Here is a 20,034-nt window from a genome sequence, read left to right as displayed (position 1 = left end):
TTAAGGATATAATATTAATATAGGTTATAAAGGAGGTTGAATATGGAAAAAGTATTTAAATATACATTAGCTAATAGAGAGTTAGAAGTTAGCATTGGAAAAGTGGCTGAACAAGCCAATGGAGCATGCCTAGTAAGATATGGCGATACAGTTGTTTTAGTAACAGCTACAGCTTCAAAGGAACCTAGAGAGGGAATTGACTTTTTCCCATTGAGTGTTGATTATGAAGAAAGATTATATTCTGTTGGAAAGATACCAGGAGGATTTATAAAAAGAGAAGGTAAACCTAGTGAAAAAGCAATACTAACTTCTAGACTTATCGATAGGCCAATACGACCTTTGTTTCCAAAGGGCTATAGAAATGATGTACAAATAATAGCTACTGTATTATCGGTGGATCAAGACTGTACTCCAGATATTGTTTCTATGATAGGTTCTTCTATTGCTTTAACAATTTCTGATATACCATTTAACGGACCTACCGGTTCAGTATCTTTAGGTTTAATTGATAATGAATTTGTAATTAATCCTACAAGTGAGGAAAGAGAAAAATCCGATTTAAATCTAGTTGTTTCAGGAACCGAAGAAGCTATTATGATGGTAGAAGCTGGTGCTAAAGAAATCTCAGAAGATGTTATGCTTGATGCAATTATGCTAGCACATAAATACATAAAAGATATTTGTAAGTTCATTAATAAAATAAGAGAAGAAGTAGGGAAAGAAAAAGCTGAAGTCACTTTATTTAAAGTTGAGGAAAATATTGAAAAAGAAATTAGAGACTATGCTACAGAACAAATAATAGAAGCTATTCAAATTTTTGATAAACAAGAAAGACAGGCCAAAATTGATGAGATTAAAACAAAAATTACTGAACATTTTTTAGAAAAATATCCTGATAATCAAAAAGATATAGAAGAAGTTTTTTCATCAATATTAAAAGAAGAAGTAAGAAATCTCATTTTACAGAAAGAAATAAGACCAGATAATAGAAAAATTGATGAAATTAGGCCTATTACTTGTGAGGTAGGAATATTGCCAAGAACTCATGGTTCAGGATTGTTTACAAGAGGGCAGACACAAGTATTAACTATTGCAACTTTAGGAGCACCTGGAGACGTTCAAATATTAGATGGTTTAGGAGAAGAAGAGTCAAAGCGATATATGCATCACTATAATTTTCCACCATATAGTGTAGGGGAAACTAGATTTTTAAGGGGACCAGGTAGAAGAGAGATAGGACATGGAGCATTAGCAGAGAGAGCATTAGAGCCTGTGATACCAAGTGAAGATGAGTTTCCATATACAATAAGATTAGTTTCAGAAGTTTTAAGTTCTAATGGTTCTACATCTCAAGCAAGCGTATGTGGTAGTACGTTAGCATTATTAGATGCTGGTGTGCCAATAAAAGCTCCTATTGCAGGCATTGCTATGGGTTTAATAAAATCAGAAGAAAAAGTTGTAATATTAACTGATATTCAAGGTATTGAGGATCATTTTGGAGATATGGACTTTAAAGTGGCTGGATCAGAGAAAGGAATCACAGCTATACAGATGGATATTAAGATACCAGGTATAGGAAGGGATATCTTAAAAGAAGCTTTAAGAAGAGCGAGAGAAGGAAGACTTTTTATATTAAATAAAATGAAGGAAGTAATTTCCCGACCTAATCCACATCTTTCAAAATATGCCCCAAGAATATTAACAATGAATGTAAACCCTGATAAAATTAGAGATATTATTGGGCCTGGTGGGAAAACAATTAATAAAATAATTGATGAAACAGGTGTAAAGATTGACATAAGTGACGATGGCAGAGTATCTATATCATCAACAGATGAATATTCAGGTAAAAGAGCTATGGATTTAATTAAAAATATTGTTAAAGATGTTGAAGTAGGAGAAATATATCTTGGAAAAGTAGTTAAAATAACATCTTTTGGTGCTTTCGTTGAAATATTAAATGGTAAAGAAGGATTAATTCATATTTCAAATATTGCTAAAGAACGTATAAATAAAGTAGAAGATGTGTTATCTGTTGGTGATGAAGTTTTAGTTAAAGTTACTGAAATAGATAAACAAGGAAGAATAAACTTATCGAGAAAAGATGCTTTGCCCAAAGAAGATAATGGTGTTAAAGGGCAAAAAAAATAATATAAGTATCATAAACTATGTTAAAACATGGATCATTTTGGGTTCATGTTTTTTTAGTATAAAAATTAGCCTTATTATTTGTAAAAATTGTATAATTACTATAACATCTAGATTTTCCAAGTTCCAATTTTATAATATATTTTATTATGCATTGCCTGATTTTTTAAATATTTTTTTTGTCTTTGAATATTATTATACTAATGAAGAAATTTCAAGCTAACTTCTTCAAAATCACTTTAGGGAGGTTGGGTAATGAAAATATTTTTTATACAATACAGAACTATTTATAGAGTAATTTTATTTGCATTAATGATATTAGTTATTTTTTTTACTATAAAATTTTTCATACATAATTATGTAAAGGAAACATTTAATGAAGATATTTATTATAAGGGGACTAAAGACGATAAAATAATAGCGTTTACATGTAATGTGGATTGGGGCAATGAATTTATACCTACAATGCTAGAGATTTTTAAAAAAGATAATATCAAAATTACATTTTTTGTTACTGGAAGATGGGCAGAAAAATATCCAGATTTATTAAAGTCTATTTATAATGATGGTCATGAAATTGGGAATCATGGTTACTTGCATAAAGATTACAGCTTGTTACAATATGATATGAATAAGGAAGAAATTTTGAAATGCCACATGGTACTAAAAGAGATTCTAGGGATTAATGCTAAATATTTTGCTCCTCCATCAGGAGCATATAATGAATATACTATAGCTGCTGCAAAAGATTTAGGGTATGATGTAATAATGTGGAGTATTGATACAATTGATTGGCGTGAAGATAGTACAATGACTAAAATATCTAATAGAGTATTAAACAAAGCAGAGAATGGTGCAATAGTATTAATGCACCCTAAAGGAGAAACAGTAAAAGCTTTACCATACATAATTAGTACTTTAAAAAACAAAGGATTTAAAATAGGAAGAGTAAGTGATGTTATAGATTAAAAAATATTTACATTGTTGAAAGTTTAAAATAACTAATTTATAATAGTATACGCAGTAATTAATTTATACTATTAGGAGGAAAAGATGTATAATAAGTTTATTTTAGATAACGGAATTAGGGTAGTTATGGAAAATATACCTTATGTAAAATCTGTTTCTATTGGTATATGGATTGAAGCAGGTTCTAGGAAAGAAAATGCTAAAAATAATGGCGTGTCACATTTTATTGAACATATGCTTTTTAAAGGAACAGAAAATAGAAATGCAAAAGAAATTGCTGAAAGTATAGAAAATATTGGTGGCCAATTGAATGCTTTTACGAGTAAGGAATGTACATGTGTTTATGCAAAAGTTCTTGATAATCATCTTCCTATAGCAATTGATGTTTTAGCAGATATGCTTCTTAATTCTAAATTTTCTTATGAAGACATAGAAAAAGAAAAAAGTGTTGTTTTTGAGGAAATAAATATGTATGAAGATTCACCAGAGGATATTGTTTACGATTTATTGTCAGAAACAATATTTGATGGTCACTCTTTAGCCTTACCTGTACTAGGAAAATTGAATACTCTTAAGAATCTTTCAAGAAATGATATTTTAGATTACTATCATGATAACTATATTGGAAATAATATAGTTATTTCGGTAGCTGGTAATGTAAATATTTCTCAAACTCTTAAGATAATAGAAAAATATTTTTCTAACATGAATTCTGGTCAAAAAAAGGAAAAAATAAGCAAACCTCTACTTTCAAAACAAAAATTGTCAAGCAGACAAAAAGATATAGAGCAGTTAAATTTTTGTATTGGAACAGAGGGAATTTCCCAAGGAGATGAAGGAGTATACACTCTTTTAGTACTGAATAATATTTTAGGTGGAAGTATGAGTTCTAGGCTATTTCAAAAAATTAGAGAAGATAGAGGTTTAGTATATTCAATATATTCTTATCCTTCTTTCTATAAAGATACGGGAGTATTTACTATATATGCAGGTTTAAATCCTAAAGAAGTATTAAATGTAACAGAATTAATAATTGAAGACTTGAGTTATTTAAACAGGCACGGGATTACTAATTCAGAATTAATAAAATCTAAAGAACAATTGAAAGGTAATTATATTTTAGGACTAGAAAGTACATCTAGTAGAATGACTGCCATAGGGAAATCAGAATTATTATTAGGAGAAATATATTCGCAAAAAGAAGTAATTGATAAAATAGATAGCGTTACGAAAAGTAATGTTGAAGATATGATTGAAAGAGTGTTTAATAAAGAAAAATATAATATTTCTTATGTTGGGAATGTAAAAAATAAAAAAAATATAGATGAAAGGCTTAAAGATATTTGCTTTTCTTAATTAAGTATTCTTAATGAATAAAGTTAATACTAAATAGAAGATGGAGTGTTATAGATGAAAATAAAAATAATTAACAAAAGCGGGTTACCAAATCCTGAATATAAAACTGATGGTTCTGCTGGATTAGATTTGTACGCAAATATTAAAGATGAAATTATAATTCACCCTATGGAAAGAAAATTAATACCTACTGGATTGTATATGTCGATACCTAAAGGATATGAAGGCCAAATAAGGGCAAGAAGCGGACTAGCTTTAAAATCAGGAATATGTTTAGCTAATGGTATAGGTACAATTGATAGTGATTATAGGGGAGAAATAAAAATATTACTAATTAATCTTGGGGATAGAGATTTTATCATTAAAAAAGGTGATAGAATTGCTCAAATGGTATTTGTCAAATATGAGAAAGCAGATTTTATACAGGTTGAAAAATTAGATGATACAGGTAGAGGTTCAGGAGGTTTTGGGCATACAGGAATACAAGATGTTTAAATAAATTTAAAGGGGGATAATAAAGTGAAACTTAGTGATTTAGGAGGAAAAGAAATTGTAAATTTAAACGATGGACAAAGATTGGGAATTATTGCAAATTCAGATTTAGTTATTGATGAGAAAACTGGTAAAATTTTAGCACTATTAGTGCCTGACACAAAGGTACAATTTAAACTTTTTGGAGATAAAAATGAAATTGAAATTCCATGGGAGGCAATTAGAAAAATAGGTAATGATATGATTATAATTGAAATTGATGAAAAAGATAAGAAAATTAAAAGATTTACTGTCTAAATTAACATATATAGAAAAAGTGCATATAATAAAATATAATATTACGGTATTTAACTAAATTGCATATTAGAATTTGATAAATTTTAATATGCAATTTTTTTTTAAGGTGTAATGTTAAGTCGTTCATATTTATTGGGGTGATGTAATGAATGTAGTTATACAAAAATACGGGGGGACTTCATTAGCTACTGAAAAAGCGAGAAGATTTGCAGCTGATAAAATAATTAAAAGCTATGATGAGGGTAATAAACTTGTTGTCGTGGTTTCAGCAATGGGAAGAAAAGAAAGTCCATATTCTACAGATTCACTAATACAATTAGTAAATAGAGATTTTATAAACAAAAGGGACCTTGATTTGTTAATGTTTTGTGGAGAGGTAATATCTGCAGTAGCTTTAGGGAATTTATTACTAGAAAGAGGCTATAAAAATACTATATTTACTGGGTGGCAGGCGGGCATTGTAACAGACAATAATTATGGGAATGCAAGTATAATAAAGATTGATCCAATGAATATAAAAAAAGAATTAAAAAAAGATAAAATAGTGATAGTAACAGGTTTTCAAGGTATAACAAAGTTTGGAGATGTTACTACTTTAGGAAGAGGCGGAAGTGATATAACTGCTGTTGCATTGGGGGAAGCTTTAAAATGTAAGTATGTTGAAATATATACAGATGTTGATGGTATAATGACTGCAGATCCAAGGATTGTACATGATGCTAAACTTATTAAATCTGTTTGCTATTCAGAAGTTTATCAATTAGCTGAAGATGGAGCTAAGGTCATTCATCCTAGAGCTATTGAAATTGCACAAAGGTCAAACATAATACTCAAGATTAAGAATACACTTAATAATTGTAAAGGTACTGTTATAAAGAATAATGAAATACAAGATAATGGTAGTCCAGAAAGAGATTTTAAAAATGTAGTTACTTCAATAACTTATAAAAAAAACAGAGTACAAATAATCATTTATACAAATAAAGATGATATTTGTTTATTTATGGAAGAGATAAGTAATAATAAAGTAAATATAGATTTAATTAATTTTTTCACGGACAGAAAAGTATTTACTATTGATATGAAAGACTTAGATATTTTAAAACACATTTTAAATAAACATCATTATAAGTATGAAATAATATCAAATTGCTGCAAAATTAGTGTTATAGGACATAAAATGCATGGCACTCCTGGTGTTATGTCTAGAATTGTTAAAACATTGAAAAAAGAAAAAATAAATATATTGCAATCTTCAGACTCTCATAATACTATTTGGATATTAGTAAATGAAATGGATGCTGAAAAAGCAATAATTAGCCTACATGATGAATTTAACCTTGCTAAAGAGTAGACATAAAATTTTATGTCTACTCTTTTTATTTCTTAATTATTATAGAAAATCACGTAGATATTAAGCATATATTTTAAATAATAGTAAAAAATAATTTAGTGAAGAAGTACCATAATTTTTAAAGCATAAAAATAGAATAAATAAGGAGTGTTATGATGAAAGAGAATATATATATAAATAAGCTAAATAAAGATGATAATAATTCATCAGAAAGTAGTCACCTTGAAAACTTGAAGGAAGTTGGAACTGAAAAATTAATCAAACCTATTGAAGATATTCAATTTATCTCTATTATTGGAGAAGTAGAAGGTCATAATGTATTACCACCACAGAAAAAAGTAACTAAATATGAACATTTAATTCCATTAATAACTTCAGCAGAAACAAATCCTAATATAAAGGGGATTATAATTATCCTAAATACTGTAGGTGGAGATGTGGAAGCTGGATTAGCTTTAGCTGAAATGATAAATAGTATAAATAAGCCAACAGTATCTCTTGTTTTAGGTGGAGGCCATAGTATAGGAGTTCCACTTGCAACTTCTAGTGATTATTCATTTATAGTTCCTACAGCAAGTATGACCATCCACCCTATAAGAATGACAGGTTTAGTTATAGGGGTTCCTCAAACTTTTAGATATTTTGAAAAAATGCAACAGAGAATTATTGAGTTTATTTTAAGAACATCAAGAATTGATAGAAAAACATTAAAAAAGTTAATGTATGACACAGATGAAATAGCTAATGATGTAGGCACTATTTTAATAGGAAAGGAAGCAGTAGATTATGGATTAATAAATGAAGTTGGAGGTTTTAAGGATGCGTTAAGAAAAATACGAGAAATGACCAATAGTAAAAGCAAATAAATATTATAGTATATTACTAACAATTATGTTATAATTACTTAAGTAATGGGTATAACTTTAACATTTTTACAATTAAGGGGGAGTATTTTTGACATTATTTAAGGCTATAGTACTTGGTATATTTCAAGGGGTTGCTGAGTTTTTACCGATAAGTAGTTCTGGACATTTAGTACTTTTACAAACTTTATTTGGAATAAAGGAAGGAAATTTGTTTTTTACTGAAATGCTTCATTTTGGTACTTTATTATCTATTTTTATTGTATACTTCAAAGATATTTTTAAAATTATAGTAGAATTTTTTATTTTAATCAAGGATTTTTTCAAAACTAAAAGACTTATTGTAGATAATACATATAAAAAAATGGCTATGTTAATAATAGTTGGGTCAATACCAACTGGTATAATGGGTATAGCTTTAGGTGATATATTTGAAAGCTTTTATAGTTCTATTACTGTAGTTGCTATAGCTTTCATTATTACAGGGGTTTTGCTATGGATATCAGAAAAGAGTTCTTTAGGAAATAAATCAGTAAAGGAAGTAACTTATGCTGACTCATTTATTATAGGGGTATTCCAAGGATTTGCAATAACACCTGGAATATCGAGATCAGGGTCGACTATAGTGGGAGGTCTTTTTAGAGGATTGGACAAAAAATTAGCTACAAAATTCTCCTTTCTTTTAGCTTTGCCTGCTACATTTGGAGCTGCAATTTTGGGAATTAAAGATGCCCTTCCTCAGGAAGCAGGTACTTTATTTACTATTCCATTATTAATAGGAGTGCTAATATCAACTATAACTGGTATAATATCAATCAAAATATTAATACGTGTATTAGAAAGAGGAAAATTACACTATTTTTCATATTATGTATGGATTTTAAGTGTCATATTACTCATTGCAAATACATTTTAATACTCCAATAAATTGCCTTTAAAAATAAACTTTCATCTCCACGTATTTAAATATTAACCTAATACTTTACTGTAAATAGTGTTTAAATATTGGAGCAAGGAAAGTTTATTTTTAAAAGGATTTTTATTTTTTTTATAGAAATACTCTATAGAGGTGGTTGACATGAGTAAATCTAAAAAGAATTCTAGTACTAGAAAAAATAACAGTACGAAAAATAAAAAACAACGTGAAAACAAAGAAATTAATAAAGAAATAATAGGTATACTGATTATCTCTATAGGAGTATTATTTTTAGCAAGTATGGTTAGTGAATCCACTGGTTCTATTGGACATTTTATTAAAATCAAGTCTATGCAACTAACAGGATTTGGCAGTAAGATATTGCCTTATATAATATTAACAATAGGTATATTATTTTCTATAAACCGACTAAATTTGCAAGAAAACAGAAAATCCATTTCTTTAATTGTTATTTTTTTAAGCTTTTTAATTATATTTGATATTAAGGTTTTACCTATTGAAAATGATATATCGTTAATAGATAGAATTAAAATATCTATTGAATTGAGTGAAGAAGGCTTGGGAGGTGGATTATTAGGTTCTTTTTTATCTTATATATTTCTTAAGTTATTTGGTGTTATTGGTTCTTATATAATTATCACAACAGTTATATTAATTTCTTTACTGATGTTTACAAATAAAAGTTTAATCAAGATTTTAAAAATTATTTATGAAAAAATAATAAAGTTGTTAATGGGTTCTATATCTTCAATAAAAAGCTTTATATATGTTAATACTGAAGAGGAGACTACGAAAAAGAAAAAAGTAATGAGTAAGAATAAGGAAAATAATACAAACATAGAAAAGAACGTTGATGCAGAAGATTTTGAAGAAAAAATTAAAATACTAGATTATACTCATTTAAATGATATAAGTAATAATAAAAAAAATCAAGAAGCAGCTTCAAAAATGAAGGAATTTACTAGTGAAGATAATGAAGTAAATGAATTGGAAGTAAGTGAAATAAATGTTACTAATGAAGCTAATTATGAAAATTATAGATTCCCAAGTTTAGAATTATTAGAAAAGAAACGAGATAATAATGAAAGTAATGAAAAAAAGGAGATACTCATTAATGCTAGAAAACTAGCTGACACACTAAAAAATTTTGGAATTAATGCAAAAATAGTTCAAGTTAGTAGGGGACCTACTATAACAAGATATGAATTGCAACCTGCACCAGGAGTGAAGGTAAGTAAGATAGTCTCTTTATCTGATGATATTGCATTGAGCCTTGCTTCTTCAGATATAAGAATTGAAGCTCCTATACCAGGAAAATCCGCAGTAGGAATAGAAGTTCCTAATAAAGATAAATCTAATGTAAACTTGAGAGAGGTTTTGGAAAGTGATGACTATAGTAGGATTAAAACTAAATTACCTTTGGCATTAGGAAAAGATATTGCTGGAAAGCCAATTATTGCTAATATGGAAAAAATGCCACATTTATTGATAGCTGGTGCTACGGGTTCAGGAAAGAGCGTTTGTATTAATACTATTATCATAAGTATACTATTTAAAGCTAAACCTGATGAAGTTAAAATGCTTATGATTGATCCAAAAGTTGTTGAGCTAAGTATATATAATGGTATACCACATTTATTGATTCCAGTTGTGACAAATCCGAAAAAAGCAGCTAGTGCACTTAACTGGGCTGTTCAAGAAATGACTAGACGATATAAATTATTTGCTAAAAATGGTGTTAGAGATATAGATAATTATAACCATAAAATAGAAGGTAAAGATAATGCTGAAAAACTACCTAAAATTGTTATTATTATTGATGAGTTAGCCGATTTAATGATGGTATCGCCTACAGAGGTAGAAGATTTAATTTGTAGATTAGCTCAAATGGCTAGAGCTGCTGGGATTCACTTGATTGTAGCTACTCAAAGACCTTCTGTAGATGTTATAACTGGTACTATCAAAGCCAATATACCTTCAAGAATATCTTTTTCAGTTTCATCTCAAGCAGACTCTAGAACTATTTTAGACATGGGTGGAGCTGAAAAACTTTTAGGAAAAGGTGATATGTTATATTATCCAGTTGGTATGTCAAAGCCTTTAAGGGTTCAGGGAGCTTTTATTTCAGAAAGTGAAGTAGAAAGAATAGTTGAAGTACTAAAAAGTGAATTTACTGCAGAATATAAAAATGAAATTATTGATACAATTGACAATGAAGCTAATATAACTAATAGTGATGATTCTGATGAATTACTTTCTGATGCGATAGATTTAGTTATAAATGAGGGACAAGCTTCTATTTCATTATTACAGAGGAGATTAAAGATTGGATATACAAGGGCTGCTAGAATAATTGACGCAATGGAAGAGAGAGGAATTATAGGTGGTTATGAAGGAAGCAAACCAAGAAAAGTGTTAATAACAAAAGACGAAGTTGAAAATTAAAATACAAATGAAAGGAGCATATTAATGGGATATAAATTTTCGTTAATATCCTTAGGATGTGAAAAAAATACTATTGATTCTGAGCAAATGATAGGCTTATTAATAGGTAAAGGGTATGATTATTGTGAAAGACTAGAAGAGTGTGAAATAATTATTGTAAATACGTGTAGTTTTATAAATGATGCAATGCAGGAATCTATTGATACTATTTTAGAAGTGGCAGAATTAAAAAAGGTAGGTAAATGCAAAGCGTTGATTGTTGCTGGGTGTCTTGCCCAACGATATAAAAATTTACTTTTTAATGAAATGCCTGAGATAGACGGAATTCTAGGGACTGGAAGTATATATGAGGTTGATCAAATTGTTAAAGAAGCGTTAATTAACAAAAAAACTATTAAAGTAGATAATTTAAATAATACATATAATGATAAAGTAAAAAGATGTATAAAAGAAGGTATAACTACTGCATATGTAAAAATAGCTGAAGGATGTAATAATTATTGTTCTTATTGTATAATTCCTAAAATTAGAGGAAAATATAGAAGCAGGAGAATAGAGTCAATTGTTGATGAAGTTAAATCACTAGTACAAAAAGGTATTAAAGAGATAATTTTAATAGCTCAAGATACAAGTAAATATGGCATAGATTTATATAGTGAGTATAAATTACCTGAGTTACTTAGAAAACTAAATTGTATTGAGGGATTGAAGTGGATAAGATTATTGTATTTATATCCTGAAACATTAACAGATGATACTATATTGAGCATAAAAGAATGTGAGAAAGTAGTAAAATATGTTGATATACCAATACAGCATGCTAATGATAGAATTCTTAGTTTAATGAATAGAAAATGTAATAAAAATAGTTTAACTATGCTTATAAACAAACTTCGTCACAAAATACCGAATATAATAATAAGAACGACTCTTATAGTAGGTTTTCCTACTGAGACTGATGAAGAATTTCAAGAGTTATATGATTTTGTCAAAAATAGTGAGTTTGATAGATTAGGTGTATTTACATATTCTAAAGAAGAAGATACAGCTGCTGCTGAAATGGATAATCATATAGATGAAGAAACAAAATATATTAGAAAAGATATCATAATGAGATTGCAAAAAGATATATCATATAATAAAAATGTAAAAAAATTGAACAAAGTATATGAGGTTTTGGTTGAAGACCGATATGAAGATGGTATATATATCGGAAGGACGTATATGGATAGCCCTGAAATTGATGGGATTGTATATATTCATAGCAAAAAAAATCTAGAAATGGGCTCTTTTGTTAATGTTAAGATTAATGATGTTTTAGAATATGATTTAATAGGGGAGATATATAATGAATTTAGCAAATAAAATAACTATTTTTAGAATTTTTCTTGTTCCTATTTTCATGATTTTTTTGTTTTCAAATATTTTATATGGACAGTATATAGCAGCTTTAATATTTGTTATAGCTGCATTAACAGATACTTTAGATGGCTACATAGCAAGAAGTAGAAATCTGATTACTAAATTTGGGAAATTTATGGATCCGTTAGCAGATAAATTACTAGTTTCAGCAGCTTTTATTTCATTAGTTGAAATGGATAAAATTTCTTCATGGATAGTAGTAGTAATAATTGCTAGAGAATTTGCTATTACTGGTTTAAGAGTATTAGCTGCTTCTGATGGAATAACAATTGCAGCTAGCTGGTGGGGAAAAATTAAAACAACAACACAAATGATTTCAATTTTACTACTGCTTTTAGATAATTATCCTTTTAGTATTGTTGATTTTCCTATGGATAAAGTAGCTGTTATTTTAGCAGTTATATTTACTATTATTTCTGGTATAGACTATATACTTAAAAATATAAAAGTTTTCAAATCTGTATCATAATAAATAAAGTTTTTAGGTTTCTTTCTATTTAATATTCTATATATAATAATGGAGTGGTTAATATGAAAGGTGAAATAATAAATATTGGTACTGAATTACTATTAGGAAATATAGTTAACACTAATGCAACATATCTTTCAAATAAATTAGCTGATAGAGGCATAGATATTTATTATCATACTGTAGTTGGTGATAATAAAAATAGGTTAAAAGAAGTTTTTAACATTGCATTATCAAGATCAGAGGTGATTATATGCACAGGTGGTTTGGGACCTACAGATGATGATATAACAAAGGAAACAATATGTGAGGCGTTAAATAAAAAGTTAATATTGAATATGGAAGAGCTTGATAAAATTAAAGAATATTTTAATAAAAAAGGTCTTAAAATGACTAAAAATAACACCAAACAGGCATATGTTATTGAAGGTAGTAAAGTTTTGCCTAATGATATTGGAACAGCACCAGGGTTATATATAGACAATGGAAAAAATAAAATTGTAATTTTGCCTGGTCCACCAAAAGAATTAAATATTATGTTTGAAAAATATGTTCTTCCTTTATTTGAACAAAAAGAAATAATAAAATCACGTTTTATTAAAACTATTGGCATAGGTGAATCTACATTAGAAACTAAAATTAAAGATATTATTGAAAAACAAACTAATCCTACAATTGCTACATATGCTAAGCCAGGAAGTGTTGATATAAGAGTTACTGCTAAAGCACACAGCAAAGAAAAAGCTGATTTGCTAATAGATGGCATGATTTCAAAACTTAAACCCATAATAGACAATTATGTATATAGTTATGATGGTAAAAGTATTGAAGAGGTTGTTTTTCATTTGTTAAGTAAAAAAAATATGAAAATAGGTTTTTGTGAATCTTGTACTGGTGGATTAATTTGTAGTACATTAACAAAAATACCTGGGGCATCAAGAGTATTTGAAAGAGGTATAGTTACGTATAGTAATCAATCAAAAATTGATGAATTAAATGTGAAAAAAAGTACTTTATTAAAATATGGTGCAGTTAGTAAAGAAACTGCAATGGAAATGGCAAAAGGGCTTTTAGAAAAAGGAAATATTGATATTGCGATTTCAGTAACGGGTATCGCTGGCCCTACTGGAGGAAGTAAGGAAAAGCCTGTTGGTTTAGTATACATAGGGGTGAGCTATAAAGATTATTGCTATGCTAATAAATTTATATTTAGAGGGGATAGAGAAAGTATTCAATTAAGAGCATGTTTAGCGGCATTTAATGAAGCAAGAAAAGCTTTGCTTTTGTAACTTAGAGTATAATTTTAGTAGGCAAAAACAACAAAAATGAAAAAGATGCCCGAAAGCACCTTTAACATATATGAATCATCCAATATAATAGTAATTAATAAGAAAACTATAAAAGGGATGATTACATGTATAATATAAGTTTAGATGAAAAAGAAATTAATTTCAAGAACTTAGAGAAAATTATATATAAGCTTGTATGCCGACAGGCATGTGAAATGCTCGTAGAGCTATTAGAAAAATTAGATAATAAATTAATGAAAGAAAGAGATAAAGAAGAATATAGAAATAAAGGATTAAAGAAAACTACCATAAAAACAATAATGGGCGAAATTGAATATAAACGTAGAATATATCAATATACTACACAAGAGGGTAAAAGAGGTTACAAATGCCTTTTAGATGAATACTTAAAAATGGAAACCATAGGACATATATCTACAAATCTAGTAGAAAAAATAGTAGATCTAGCAACAGATGAATCATATAGAAAAACAGCAAATAAAATAACAGAAATGACAAACCAAAGTATAAGTCATTCAGCAGCTTGGAACATAATACAAAACTTAGGAGAACAACTAAAACAAAAAGAAAAACACGAAATAAAATTAAACAACGAAGAAAAATTACAAGGCAAAAAAGAAACAAAAATATTGTTTGAAGAAATGGATGGAGTGTGGATAAATATCCAAGGTAAAGATAAAAAGACTAAGGGAAAAGAGAAAAAAGAACTAAAATTAGGAATTTTTTATGAAGGCTGGGAGAAGAAGCATGAGAAAAAAGATAGATATGTACTAAAGAACAAAAAAGCATATGCAAGCTTTGGAAGTAGTAAAGAATTTAGAAAACTAAGACAAGCCAAAATAGCGAAACAATATAATACTGACGAAATAGAAACAAAAATAGTAAATGGAGATGGAGCAAACTGGATAAAAGAAGTTATAAAAGAAGACAATTCACACTTTCAATTAGATCCATTTCATAGAAATCAAGCAGTACTTAAGAACATAGAAGATAAGAAAAAGGCAAAAGAAATAATAAAGAAACTAAGCAATGGTAACATAGAAGAAGGATTAGAAATGATAACAAAACTAATGATAGAAAACAATGATAATCAAAAGAAAATGAAGAAATTACAGGCACTATATAATTACCTAGTAAACAACAAAGAAGGGATAGTGCTCTACAAACTTCGCCCAGACATAAATATGCCGCAACCACCAGAAGGAATTAAATATAGAAATCTAGGAACAATGGAACATAGCATATGTGATATATTAGCACAAAGGATGAAAGGGAATAAAACAAGTTGGTCAATACAAGGAGCCAGTAACTTAGCCAAGATACTAGCAGAAAAAGCAAGCAAAGAATTAGCAACAACAATAAAATCACTACTGAACAAAGAAATAAAAGAAGAAAAGCTTGAAGAAATAATAGAAAAAGTAGGATTAACAGCAGCAGAAGTAAATAAAAAGCCAAAGAAAAGCAAGATATACAAACACAAAAGAGCAAGCATGCCATTTAGTCAATGTTCAGTAACTAACGGAAGAAAAGCCATAAAGGACATGTTAGGTTGCAAATGTGCAAGTCAAATGAACCTAAGTTTTTAATATCTAATATATTATATAACTTAAAAGAATAAGCTAACATACGATACCTATGCTCTAATATAAGCCTAAAAAAATACAACATAATAGAGCATTAATACTGATGAATAAATAGAATTAGACCTAAAAATAGGGCTCTCAGACTTATTGTTATTCTATAATCATAAGTCTAGTATTATAGAATAACAATTTTGAAATCATTGTAAAGTATATGTAAATTTATTTTTAAAATTGTAGAAAGTATAAATAGAATACTCTTGCCCTATCGGGCATAAAAACATAATTAAAACAGCAAAATTGGATGATTAAATTTAAAAATAATAATTTTGCCAACTTTTACTTGACAGTATCCTTTTGTAAATTATATTTGACCATTAAGAGAAAATATTATATAATAAATATAGAACAAATGTTCGAGATATGGAAAGGTGGTGAATTCCAGATTTTTCTGGAGAGATTATGATTGAAAAGAAAAAAGCTTTGGAAATGGCTATTAACCAAATTGAAAAACAGTTTGGTAAAGGTTCAATAATGATGCTTGGTGAGGATTCTAAGCTTAACGTTGAATCTATTCCTACAGGGTCTCTCGATCTTGATATAGCTTTAGGAATAGGAGGTCTTCCGAAAGGTAGGATTGTTGAAATATTCGGCCCTGAATCTTCAGGTAAAACTACAGTAGCACTTCATGCTATAGCTGAAGCACAGAAGAGAAATGGTGTAGCAGCTTTTATTGATGCTGAACATGCTTTAGACCCTGTTTATGCTAAAAATTTAGGTGTAGATATTGAAAATTTGGTTGTTTCGCAACCAGATACAGGTGAGCAAGCTTTAGAAATTGCTGAAGCATTAGTCAGGAGTGGTGCAATAGATATATTAGTTATCGATTCTGTGGCTGCATTAGTTCCAAAAGCTGAGATTGAAGGTGAAATGGGAGATAGCCATGTGGGACTTCAAGCAAGACTTATGTCGCAAGCATTAAGAAAACTGGCAGGTGCTATAAAAAAATCAAATACTATTGCAATATTTATAAATCAATTAAGAGAAAAAGTTGGAGTAATGTTTGGTAATCCTGAAACTACAACAGGTGGAAGGGCTCTTAAGTTTTATGCTTCAGTTAGATTAGATGTAAGACGAATAGAATCAATAAAACAAGGCGATGAAATCATAGGGAATAGGACGAGAGTTAGAGTTGTTAAAAATAAAGTAGCACCACCATTTAAACAGGCAGAGTTTGATATAATGTACGGAAAGGGTATTTCTAAAGAAGGTAATATTTTAGATGTAGGAGTTAATTCTGATATAATAAATAAAGCAGGCTCATGGTATAGTTATGGCGATATTAGGTTAGGCCAAGGTAGGGAAAATGCAAAGCAATTTCTTATAGAAAATCCTAAAATTGCGGAAGAAATAGAAAATAAAATAAGAGAAATAAATGGATTAGTTATCGATAAGAAAATTAAAGATGGAAAGAATGAAAATACAAAACAAAAAAAATAATATTTTTTACAGTTAAAGCCTCCTAAAAGGGGCTTTAATTTTGTGTGGGGATAATATATATAATAAAGAATAATATTAAAGTTAAGTGATAGTAATTATGTTATAATTAAAAAAGAGATTATTATTTTTGGAAAACAATTTTATATATTATTTTAATAGGAGTGTTAAATATTGAGATTGCTATTTTTTACTGATACTCATATTAGAGGTACTTCACCTAAAAATAGGAAAGATAATATTGTTGATACTTTAGAAAAAAAATTTAAAGAAATAATCAATATTATTAAAATTAATAATATTGATTATGTATTGCATGGTGGGGATTTATTTGATAGGCCAGATATATCTCCATCAATTGTAAGTAGATTTGCTAAAATATTAAGTATGATAGAAGTTCCTATATATATTGTGTCTGGAAATCATGATATATATGGGCATAATCCAGAAACTATAAATAGGAGCATGTTAGGAGTATTTGATGCTGTTGGAGTGGTAAAGATATTAGATGAACAAAAAATAATATTATTAGAAAAAGATAATATAAAAGTCCAGTTAACGGGGGCGTCATACTCTTTTGATATAGATACTGATAAGGAAAAAAGCAAATATATAGTAAAGAATAAATTGCAAGGAGTAAAGTATGCCATACATATTGTGCACGGTATGCTTTTAGATAGACCATTTATAGAAGGCATACCTTATACATTGATTGATGATATTGATAAAACAGCAGCAGATATAACTTTAGTAGGACACTACCATTCAGGATTTGGGATAATACAAAAAGGTGATAAATATTTTGTAAATCCAGGTAGTTTGATAAGAATTACTAATAGTTTAAAAGAAATTGAAAGACAACCTCAAATAGCTATAATTGATTTAGATGATGATATTAAAATAGATTTAATTCCATTAAAAGTCGCAGAAAAAGGAGAAAAAGTTTTAGATAGAAAACAAATCGAAATATCAATGTATAGAAACGAAAAACTGATGCAATTTAAACAAATAGTAGATTCATCCACTGATTTTGAAAAATTAGATATAAATCATATATTGAATAACATATCTAACGCAGAAGGAGTATCAGAAGAAGTTAAAAAAGAAGCTATGAAAAGAATCTCTATTTCACAGATGCTTTATAAAGGGGATGAGTTTTAATATGAACTATATTTCAAAAATAATTATTAATAATTTCCAATCTCATAAGCATACGGAAATAGAGCTTGATAAAGGATTAAATGTAATAGTAGGACCTTCAGATCAAGGAAAAAGTGCAATTATAAGAGCTGTGAAATGGGTTTTGTTTAATGAACCGTTAGGGACATTTTTTATTAGAGAAGGAGAAAAAGAATGTAGTGTTACATTACAATTTTTTGATGGAGAAAGATTGACAAGAATAAGAAGTAAAAATAAAAATCTTTATGTTTTTGTAGATAAGAATAATAAAGAGTCTGTATTTGAGGGTTTTGGTAGTGAAGTTCCTCAACCTATTATGGATATTATTGGTATTAAAAAGATATATCTTGATGGCAAACAGTCTTCACTTATAAATATTGGAGAACAATTAGAAGGACCTTTTCTATTATCGGAAAAAACATCTACACGCGCTAATGCAATTGGTAGATTGGTTGGAGTTCATATTGTAGATCAAGCAATATCAGGAGTATTAAAAGATATAAGAAATTTAAATATTAATATAAAAAGTAATGAAGAAAAGTTAAAGGAATATAGCAAACAATTAAAACAATTTAATTATTTAGATGATTTAAAATCTATTATAGATTTAATAGAAGATATTAAGACAAAAATTAATTCTACATGGGAAAGATATTTAAATCTTTCTAATATTAAAAACGAATACGAAAAGATAGAGAAAGACATAAGGGTTACAAATAATATTTTAAGGAAACTGTCTTATATTGATGATATATTACTTCTATATCAACATATAGAAGCTAAAATGAAAAATCATAGATATTTTTATAATAAATATAATCTGTATTGTCAATTAATAAAAAATATATCACGTGATAGAGATATTTTAACTAAACTTTCTAACATAGAAAGTTTAGTTACTGATGTTAAGCAATTAGAGAAGAAAATAAAACGAAAAGAAAAGCTAAGTAAAATAAAAGAGAGATATGATAGTATTATTGAGTTACAAGCAAAAAATGCATATATATTAAAGAAATTAAACACTACTGATAAAATAAACAAACTTATCAATCAATTATGTTTACTTAACATCAAGTTTCAAAATCTTAAATCTATTAATAATAAATTACAGGACTTAAATAAAAGAATAGCTTTTGGGGATATTTATATTAAAAAATTAAAGGATATTGATAAAATTACTGAATATGCATATAAAATAAAAAATTTATTAGATAAATTAAGAAAATTAGAACAATATAACAAGGATTTAAAGAAGTCTAATGCAGAAATTGTTAGAATGCAAATTATTATAAAAAACTCTAATGAAAAAGTTGACAAATATCTTTGTGAATATGAAAAAATATTAGAAACGCTTGAAATATGTCCGCTATGTTTAAATAAAATAGATAAAAGTCATATTAATAAAATAATTAATAGTTATAGATAAATTAAGGAGGGTGTAGTTTAGTGGTAGATTATGAAAAAGATGTAGATTATGAAAAAGATTTAAATATGCTTAAGGAAAATATTGAAAAAGCAAAATCTCTTAAATATAAAGCTGAAGCTAGAATGGAACAGTTAAATAAACAGAAGGAAGAGATTATTCAAGAACTTGAAAAAATGGGAGTTAAACCTGAGGACTTAGAAAAAGAAATAAAAGAGTTAGATATTCAAATAAAAGAGTTGTTCAACAAAGCTAATGAAATGTTACCTAAAGATATTTTAGAAAAAAGTTGA

Annotated in this window: 17 protein-coding genes; all 17 read left to right on the top strand. The window is 27.9% G+C overall.

Annotated features, from left to right (window positions below):
- The first annotated feature begins 42 nt into the window (after nt 1-42).
- The 17 genes from ACZ41D_RS08580 to ACZ41D_RS08500 all read left to right on the top strand — a co-directional run bounded on the left by ACZ41D_RS08580 (nt 43) and on the right by ACZ41D_RS08500 (nt 20,034).
- On the top strand, nt 43-2,151 hold the full coding sequence (locus ACZ41D_RS08580) for a polyribonucleotide nucleotidyltransferase (RefSeq protein ID WP_464151024.1): 2,109 nt from the start codon (nt 43-45) through the stop codon (nt 2,149-2,151).
- Between the two features lie 252 nt (nt 2,152-2,403).
- Nucleotides 2,404-3,117 (top strand): polysaccharide deacetylase family protein, encoded by a 714-nt coding sequence (locus tag ACZ41D_RS08575; RefSeq protein ID WP_464151023.1) that lies wholly within the window; start codon nt 2,404-2,406, stop codon nt 3,115-3,117.
- 84 nt (nt 3,118-3,201) lie between these two features.
- Nucleotides 3,202-4,473, top strand: coding sequence for a M16 family metallopeptidase (locus tag ACZ41D_RS08570; RefSeq protein WP_464151022.1), 1,272 nt, complete (start codon nt 3,202-3,204; stop codon nt 4,471-4,473).
- Nucleotides 4,474-4,527: 54 nt separating this feature from the next.
- On the top strand, nt 4,528-4,968 hold the full coding sequence (gene dut, locus ACZ41D_RS08565; RefSeq protein ID WP_464151021.1) for a dUTP diphosphatase: 441 nt from the start codon (nt 4,528-4,530) through the stop codon (nt 4,966-4,968).
- 24 nt (nt 4,969-4,992) lie between these two features.
- A complete protein-coding gene (locus ACZ41D_RS08560; RefSeq protein ID WP_464151020.1) occupies nt 4,993-5,262 on the top strand; it encodes a YlmC/YmxH family sporulation protein in 270 nt (89 codons plus the stop codon).
- A gap of 145 nt (nt 5,263-5,407) precedes the next feature.
- The gene (gene dapG / locus ACZ41D_RS08555) at nt 5,408-6,616 is read left to right on the top strand and encodes an aspartate kinase (protein WP_464151019.1); all 1,209 of its coding nucleotides are present in this window, start codon (nt 5,408-5,410) and stop codon (nt 6,614-6,616) included.
- A gap of 155 nt (nt 6,617-6,771) precedes the next feature.
- Nucleotides 6,772-7,482 carry a ClpP family protease gene (locus ACZ41D_RS08550; RefSeq protein ID WP_464151018.1) on the top strand — a complete coding sequence of 237 codons (711 nt, stop codon included), beginning with the start codon at nt 6,772-6,774 and terminating at the stop codon, nt 7,480-7,482.
- Nucleotides 7,483-7,570: 88 nt separating this feature from the next.
- Nucleotides 7,571-8,395, top strand: coding sequence for an undecaprenyl-diphosphate phosphatase (locus tag ACZ41D_RS08545; protein ID WP_464151017.1), 825 nt, complete (start codon nt 7,571-7,573; stop codon nt 8,393-8,395).
- 162 nt (nt 8,396-8,557) lie between these two features.
- Nucleotides 8,558-10,861, top strand: a complete 2,304-nt coding sequence (locus ACZ41D_RS08540) for a DNA translocase FtsK (protein WP_464151016.1) — start codon at nt 8,558-8,560, stop codon at nt 10,859-10,861.
- A 24-nt stretch (nt 10,862-10,885) separates the two neighbouring features.
- Nucleotides 10,886-12,226, top strand: a complete 1,341-nt coding sequence (gene rimO, locus ACZ41D_RS08535) for a 30S ribosomal protein S12 methylthiotransferase RimO (protein WP_464151015.1) — start codon at nt 10,886-10,888, stop codon at nt 12,224-12,226.
- Nucleotides 12,210-12,752: a CDP-diacylglycerol--glycerol-3-phosphate 3-phosphatidyltransferase gene (gene pgsA, locus ACZ41D_RS08530; RefSeq protein ID WP_464151014.1), complete on the top strand. Its 543-nt coding sequence runs from the start codon at nt 12,210-12,212 to the stop codon at nt 12,750-12,752. Before rimO ends, pgsA begins: the two co-directional genes overlap by 17 nt.
- Nucleotides 12,753-12,814: 62 nt before the next feature.
- Nucleotides 12,815-14,041, top strand: coding sequence for a competence/damage-inducible protein A (locus ACZ41D_RS08525; RefSeq protein ID WP_464151013.1), 1,227 nt, complete (start codon nt 12,815-12,817; stop codon nt 14,039-14,041).
- Between the two features lie 125 nt (nt 14,042-14,166).
- Nucleotides 14,167-15,648, top strand: a complete 1,482-nt coding sequence (locus ACZ41D_RS08520) for an ISLre2 family transposase (RefSeq protein ID WP_464150702.1) — start codon at nt 14,167-14,169, stop codon at nt 15,646-15,648.
- A gap of 456 nt (nt 15,649-16,104) precedes the next feature.
- The gene (gene recA / locus ACZ41D_RS08515) at nt 16,105-17,142 is read left to right on the top strand and encodes a recombinase RecA (protein ID WP_464151012.1); all 1,038 of its coding nucleotides are present in this window, start codon (nt 16,105-16,107) and stop codon (nt 17,140-17,142) included.
- Nucleotides 17,143-17,313: 171 nt separating this feature from the next.
- A complete protein-coding gene (locus tag ACZ41D_RS08510; protein WP_464151011.1) occupies nt 17,314-18,300 on the top strand; it encodes a metallophosphoesterase family protein in 987 nt (328 codons plus the stop codon).
- Between the two features lies 1 nt (nt 18,301).
- Nucleotides 18,302-19,744 carry an AAA family ATPase gene (locus ACZ41D_RS08505; protein ID WP_464151010.1) on the top strand — a complete coding sequence of 481 codons (1,443 nt, stop codon included), beginning with the start codon at nt 18,302-18,304 and terminating at the stop codon, nt 19,742-19,744.
- A 20-nt stretch (nt 19,745-19,764) separates the two neighbouring features.
- Complete coding sequence (locus ACZ41D_RS08500; protein WP_464151009.1) at nt 19,765-20,034, top strand: hypothetical protein; 270 nt, start codon at nt 19,765-19,767, stop codon at nt 20,032-20,034.

The sequence above is a fragment of the Brassicibacter thermophilus genome, from assembly GCF_055378355.1.
This window is presented reverse-complemented; position numbering and strand designations above follow the sequence as displayed.

What these genes read in the sequence shown, in the direction of transcription:
- ACZ41D_RS08525 (WP_464151013.1), top strand. Translation starts at nt 12,815, where the DNA reads ATGAAAGGTGAAATAATAAATATTGGTACTGAATTACTATTAGGAAAT.
- ACZ41D_RS08580 (WP_464151024.1), top strand. Translation starts at nt 43, where the DNA reads ATGGAAAAAGTATTTAAATATACATTAGCTAATAGAGAGTTAGAAGTT.
- ACZ41D_RS08570 (WP_464151022.1), top strand. Translation starts at nt 3,202, where the DNA reads ATGTATAATAAGTTTATTTTAGATAACGGAATTAGGGTAGTTATGGAA.
- ACZ41D_RS08540 (WP_464151016.1), top strand. Translation starts at nt 8,558, where the DNA reads ATGAGTAAATCTAAAAAGAATTCTAGTACTAGAAAAAATAACAGTACG.
- pgsA (WP_464151014.1), top strand. Translation starts at nt 12,210, where the DNA reads ATGAATTTAGCAAATAAAATAACTATTTTTAGAATTTTTCTTGTTCCT.
- dut (WP_464151021.1), top strand. Translation starts at nt 4,528, where the DNA reads ATGAAAATAAAAATAATTAACAAAAGCGGGTTACCAAATCCTGAATAT.
- ACZ41D_RS08520 (WP_464150702.1), top strand. Translation starts at nt 14,167, where the DNA reads ATGTATAATATAAGTTTAGATGAAAAAGAAATTAATTTCAAGAACTTA.
- dapG (WP_464151019.1), top strand. Translation starts at nt 5,408, where the DNA reads ATGAATGTAGTTATACAAAAATACGGGGGGACTTCATTAGCTACTGAA.
- ACZ41D_RS08550 (WP_464151018.1), top strand. Translation starts at nt 6,772, where the DNA reads ATGAAAGAGAATATATATATAAATAAGCTAAATAAAGATGATAATAAT.
- recA (WP_464151012.1), top strand. Translation starts at nt 16,105, where the DNA reads ATGATTGAAAAGAAAAAAGCTTTGGAAATGGCTATTAACCAAATTGAA.
- rimO (WP_464151015.1), top strand. Translation starts at nt 10,886, where the DNA reads ATGGGATATAAATTTTCGTTAATATCCTTAGGATGTGAAAAAAATACT.
- ACZ41D_RS08575 (WP_464151023.1), top strand. Translation starts at nt 2,404, where the DNA reads ATGAAAATATTTTTTATACAATACAGAACTATTTATAGAGTAATTTTA.
- ACZ41D_RS08505 (WP_464151010.1), top strand. Translation starts at nt 18,302, where the DNA reads ATGAACTATATTTCAAAAATAATTATTAATAATTTCCAATCTCATAAG.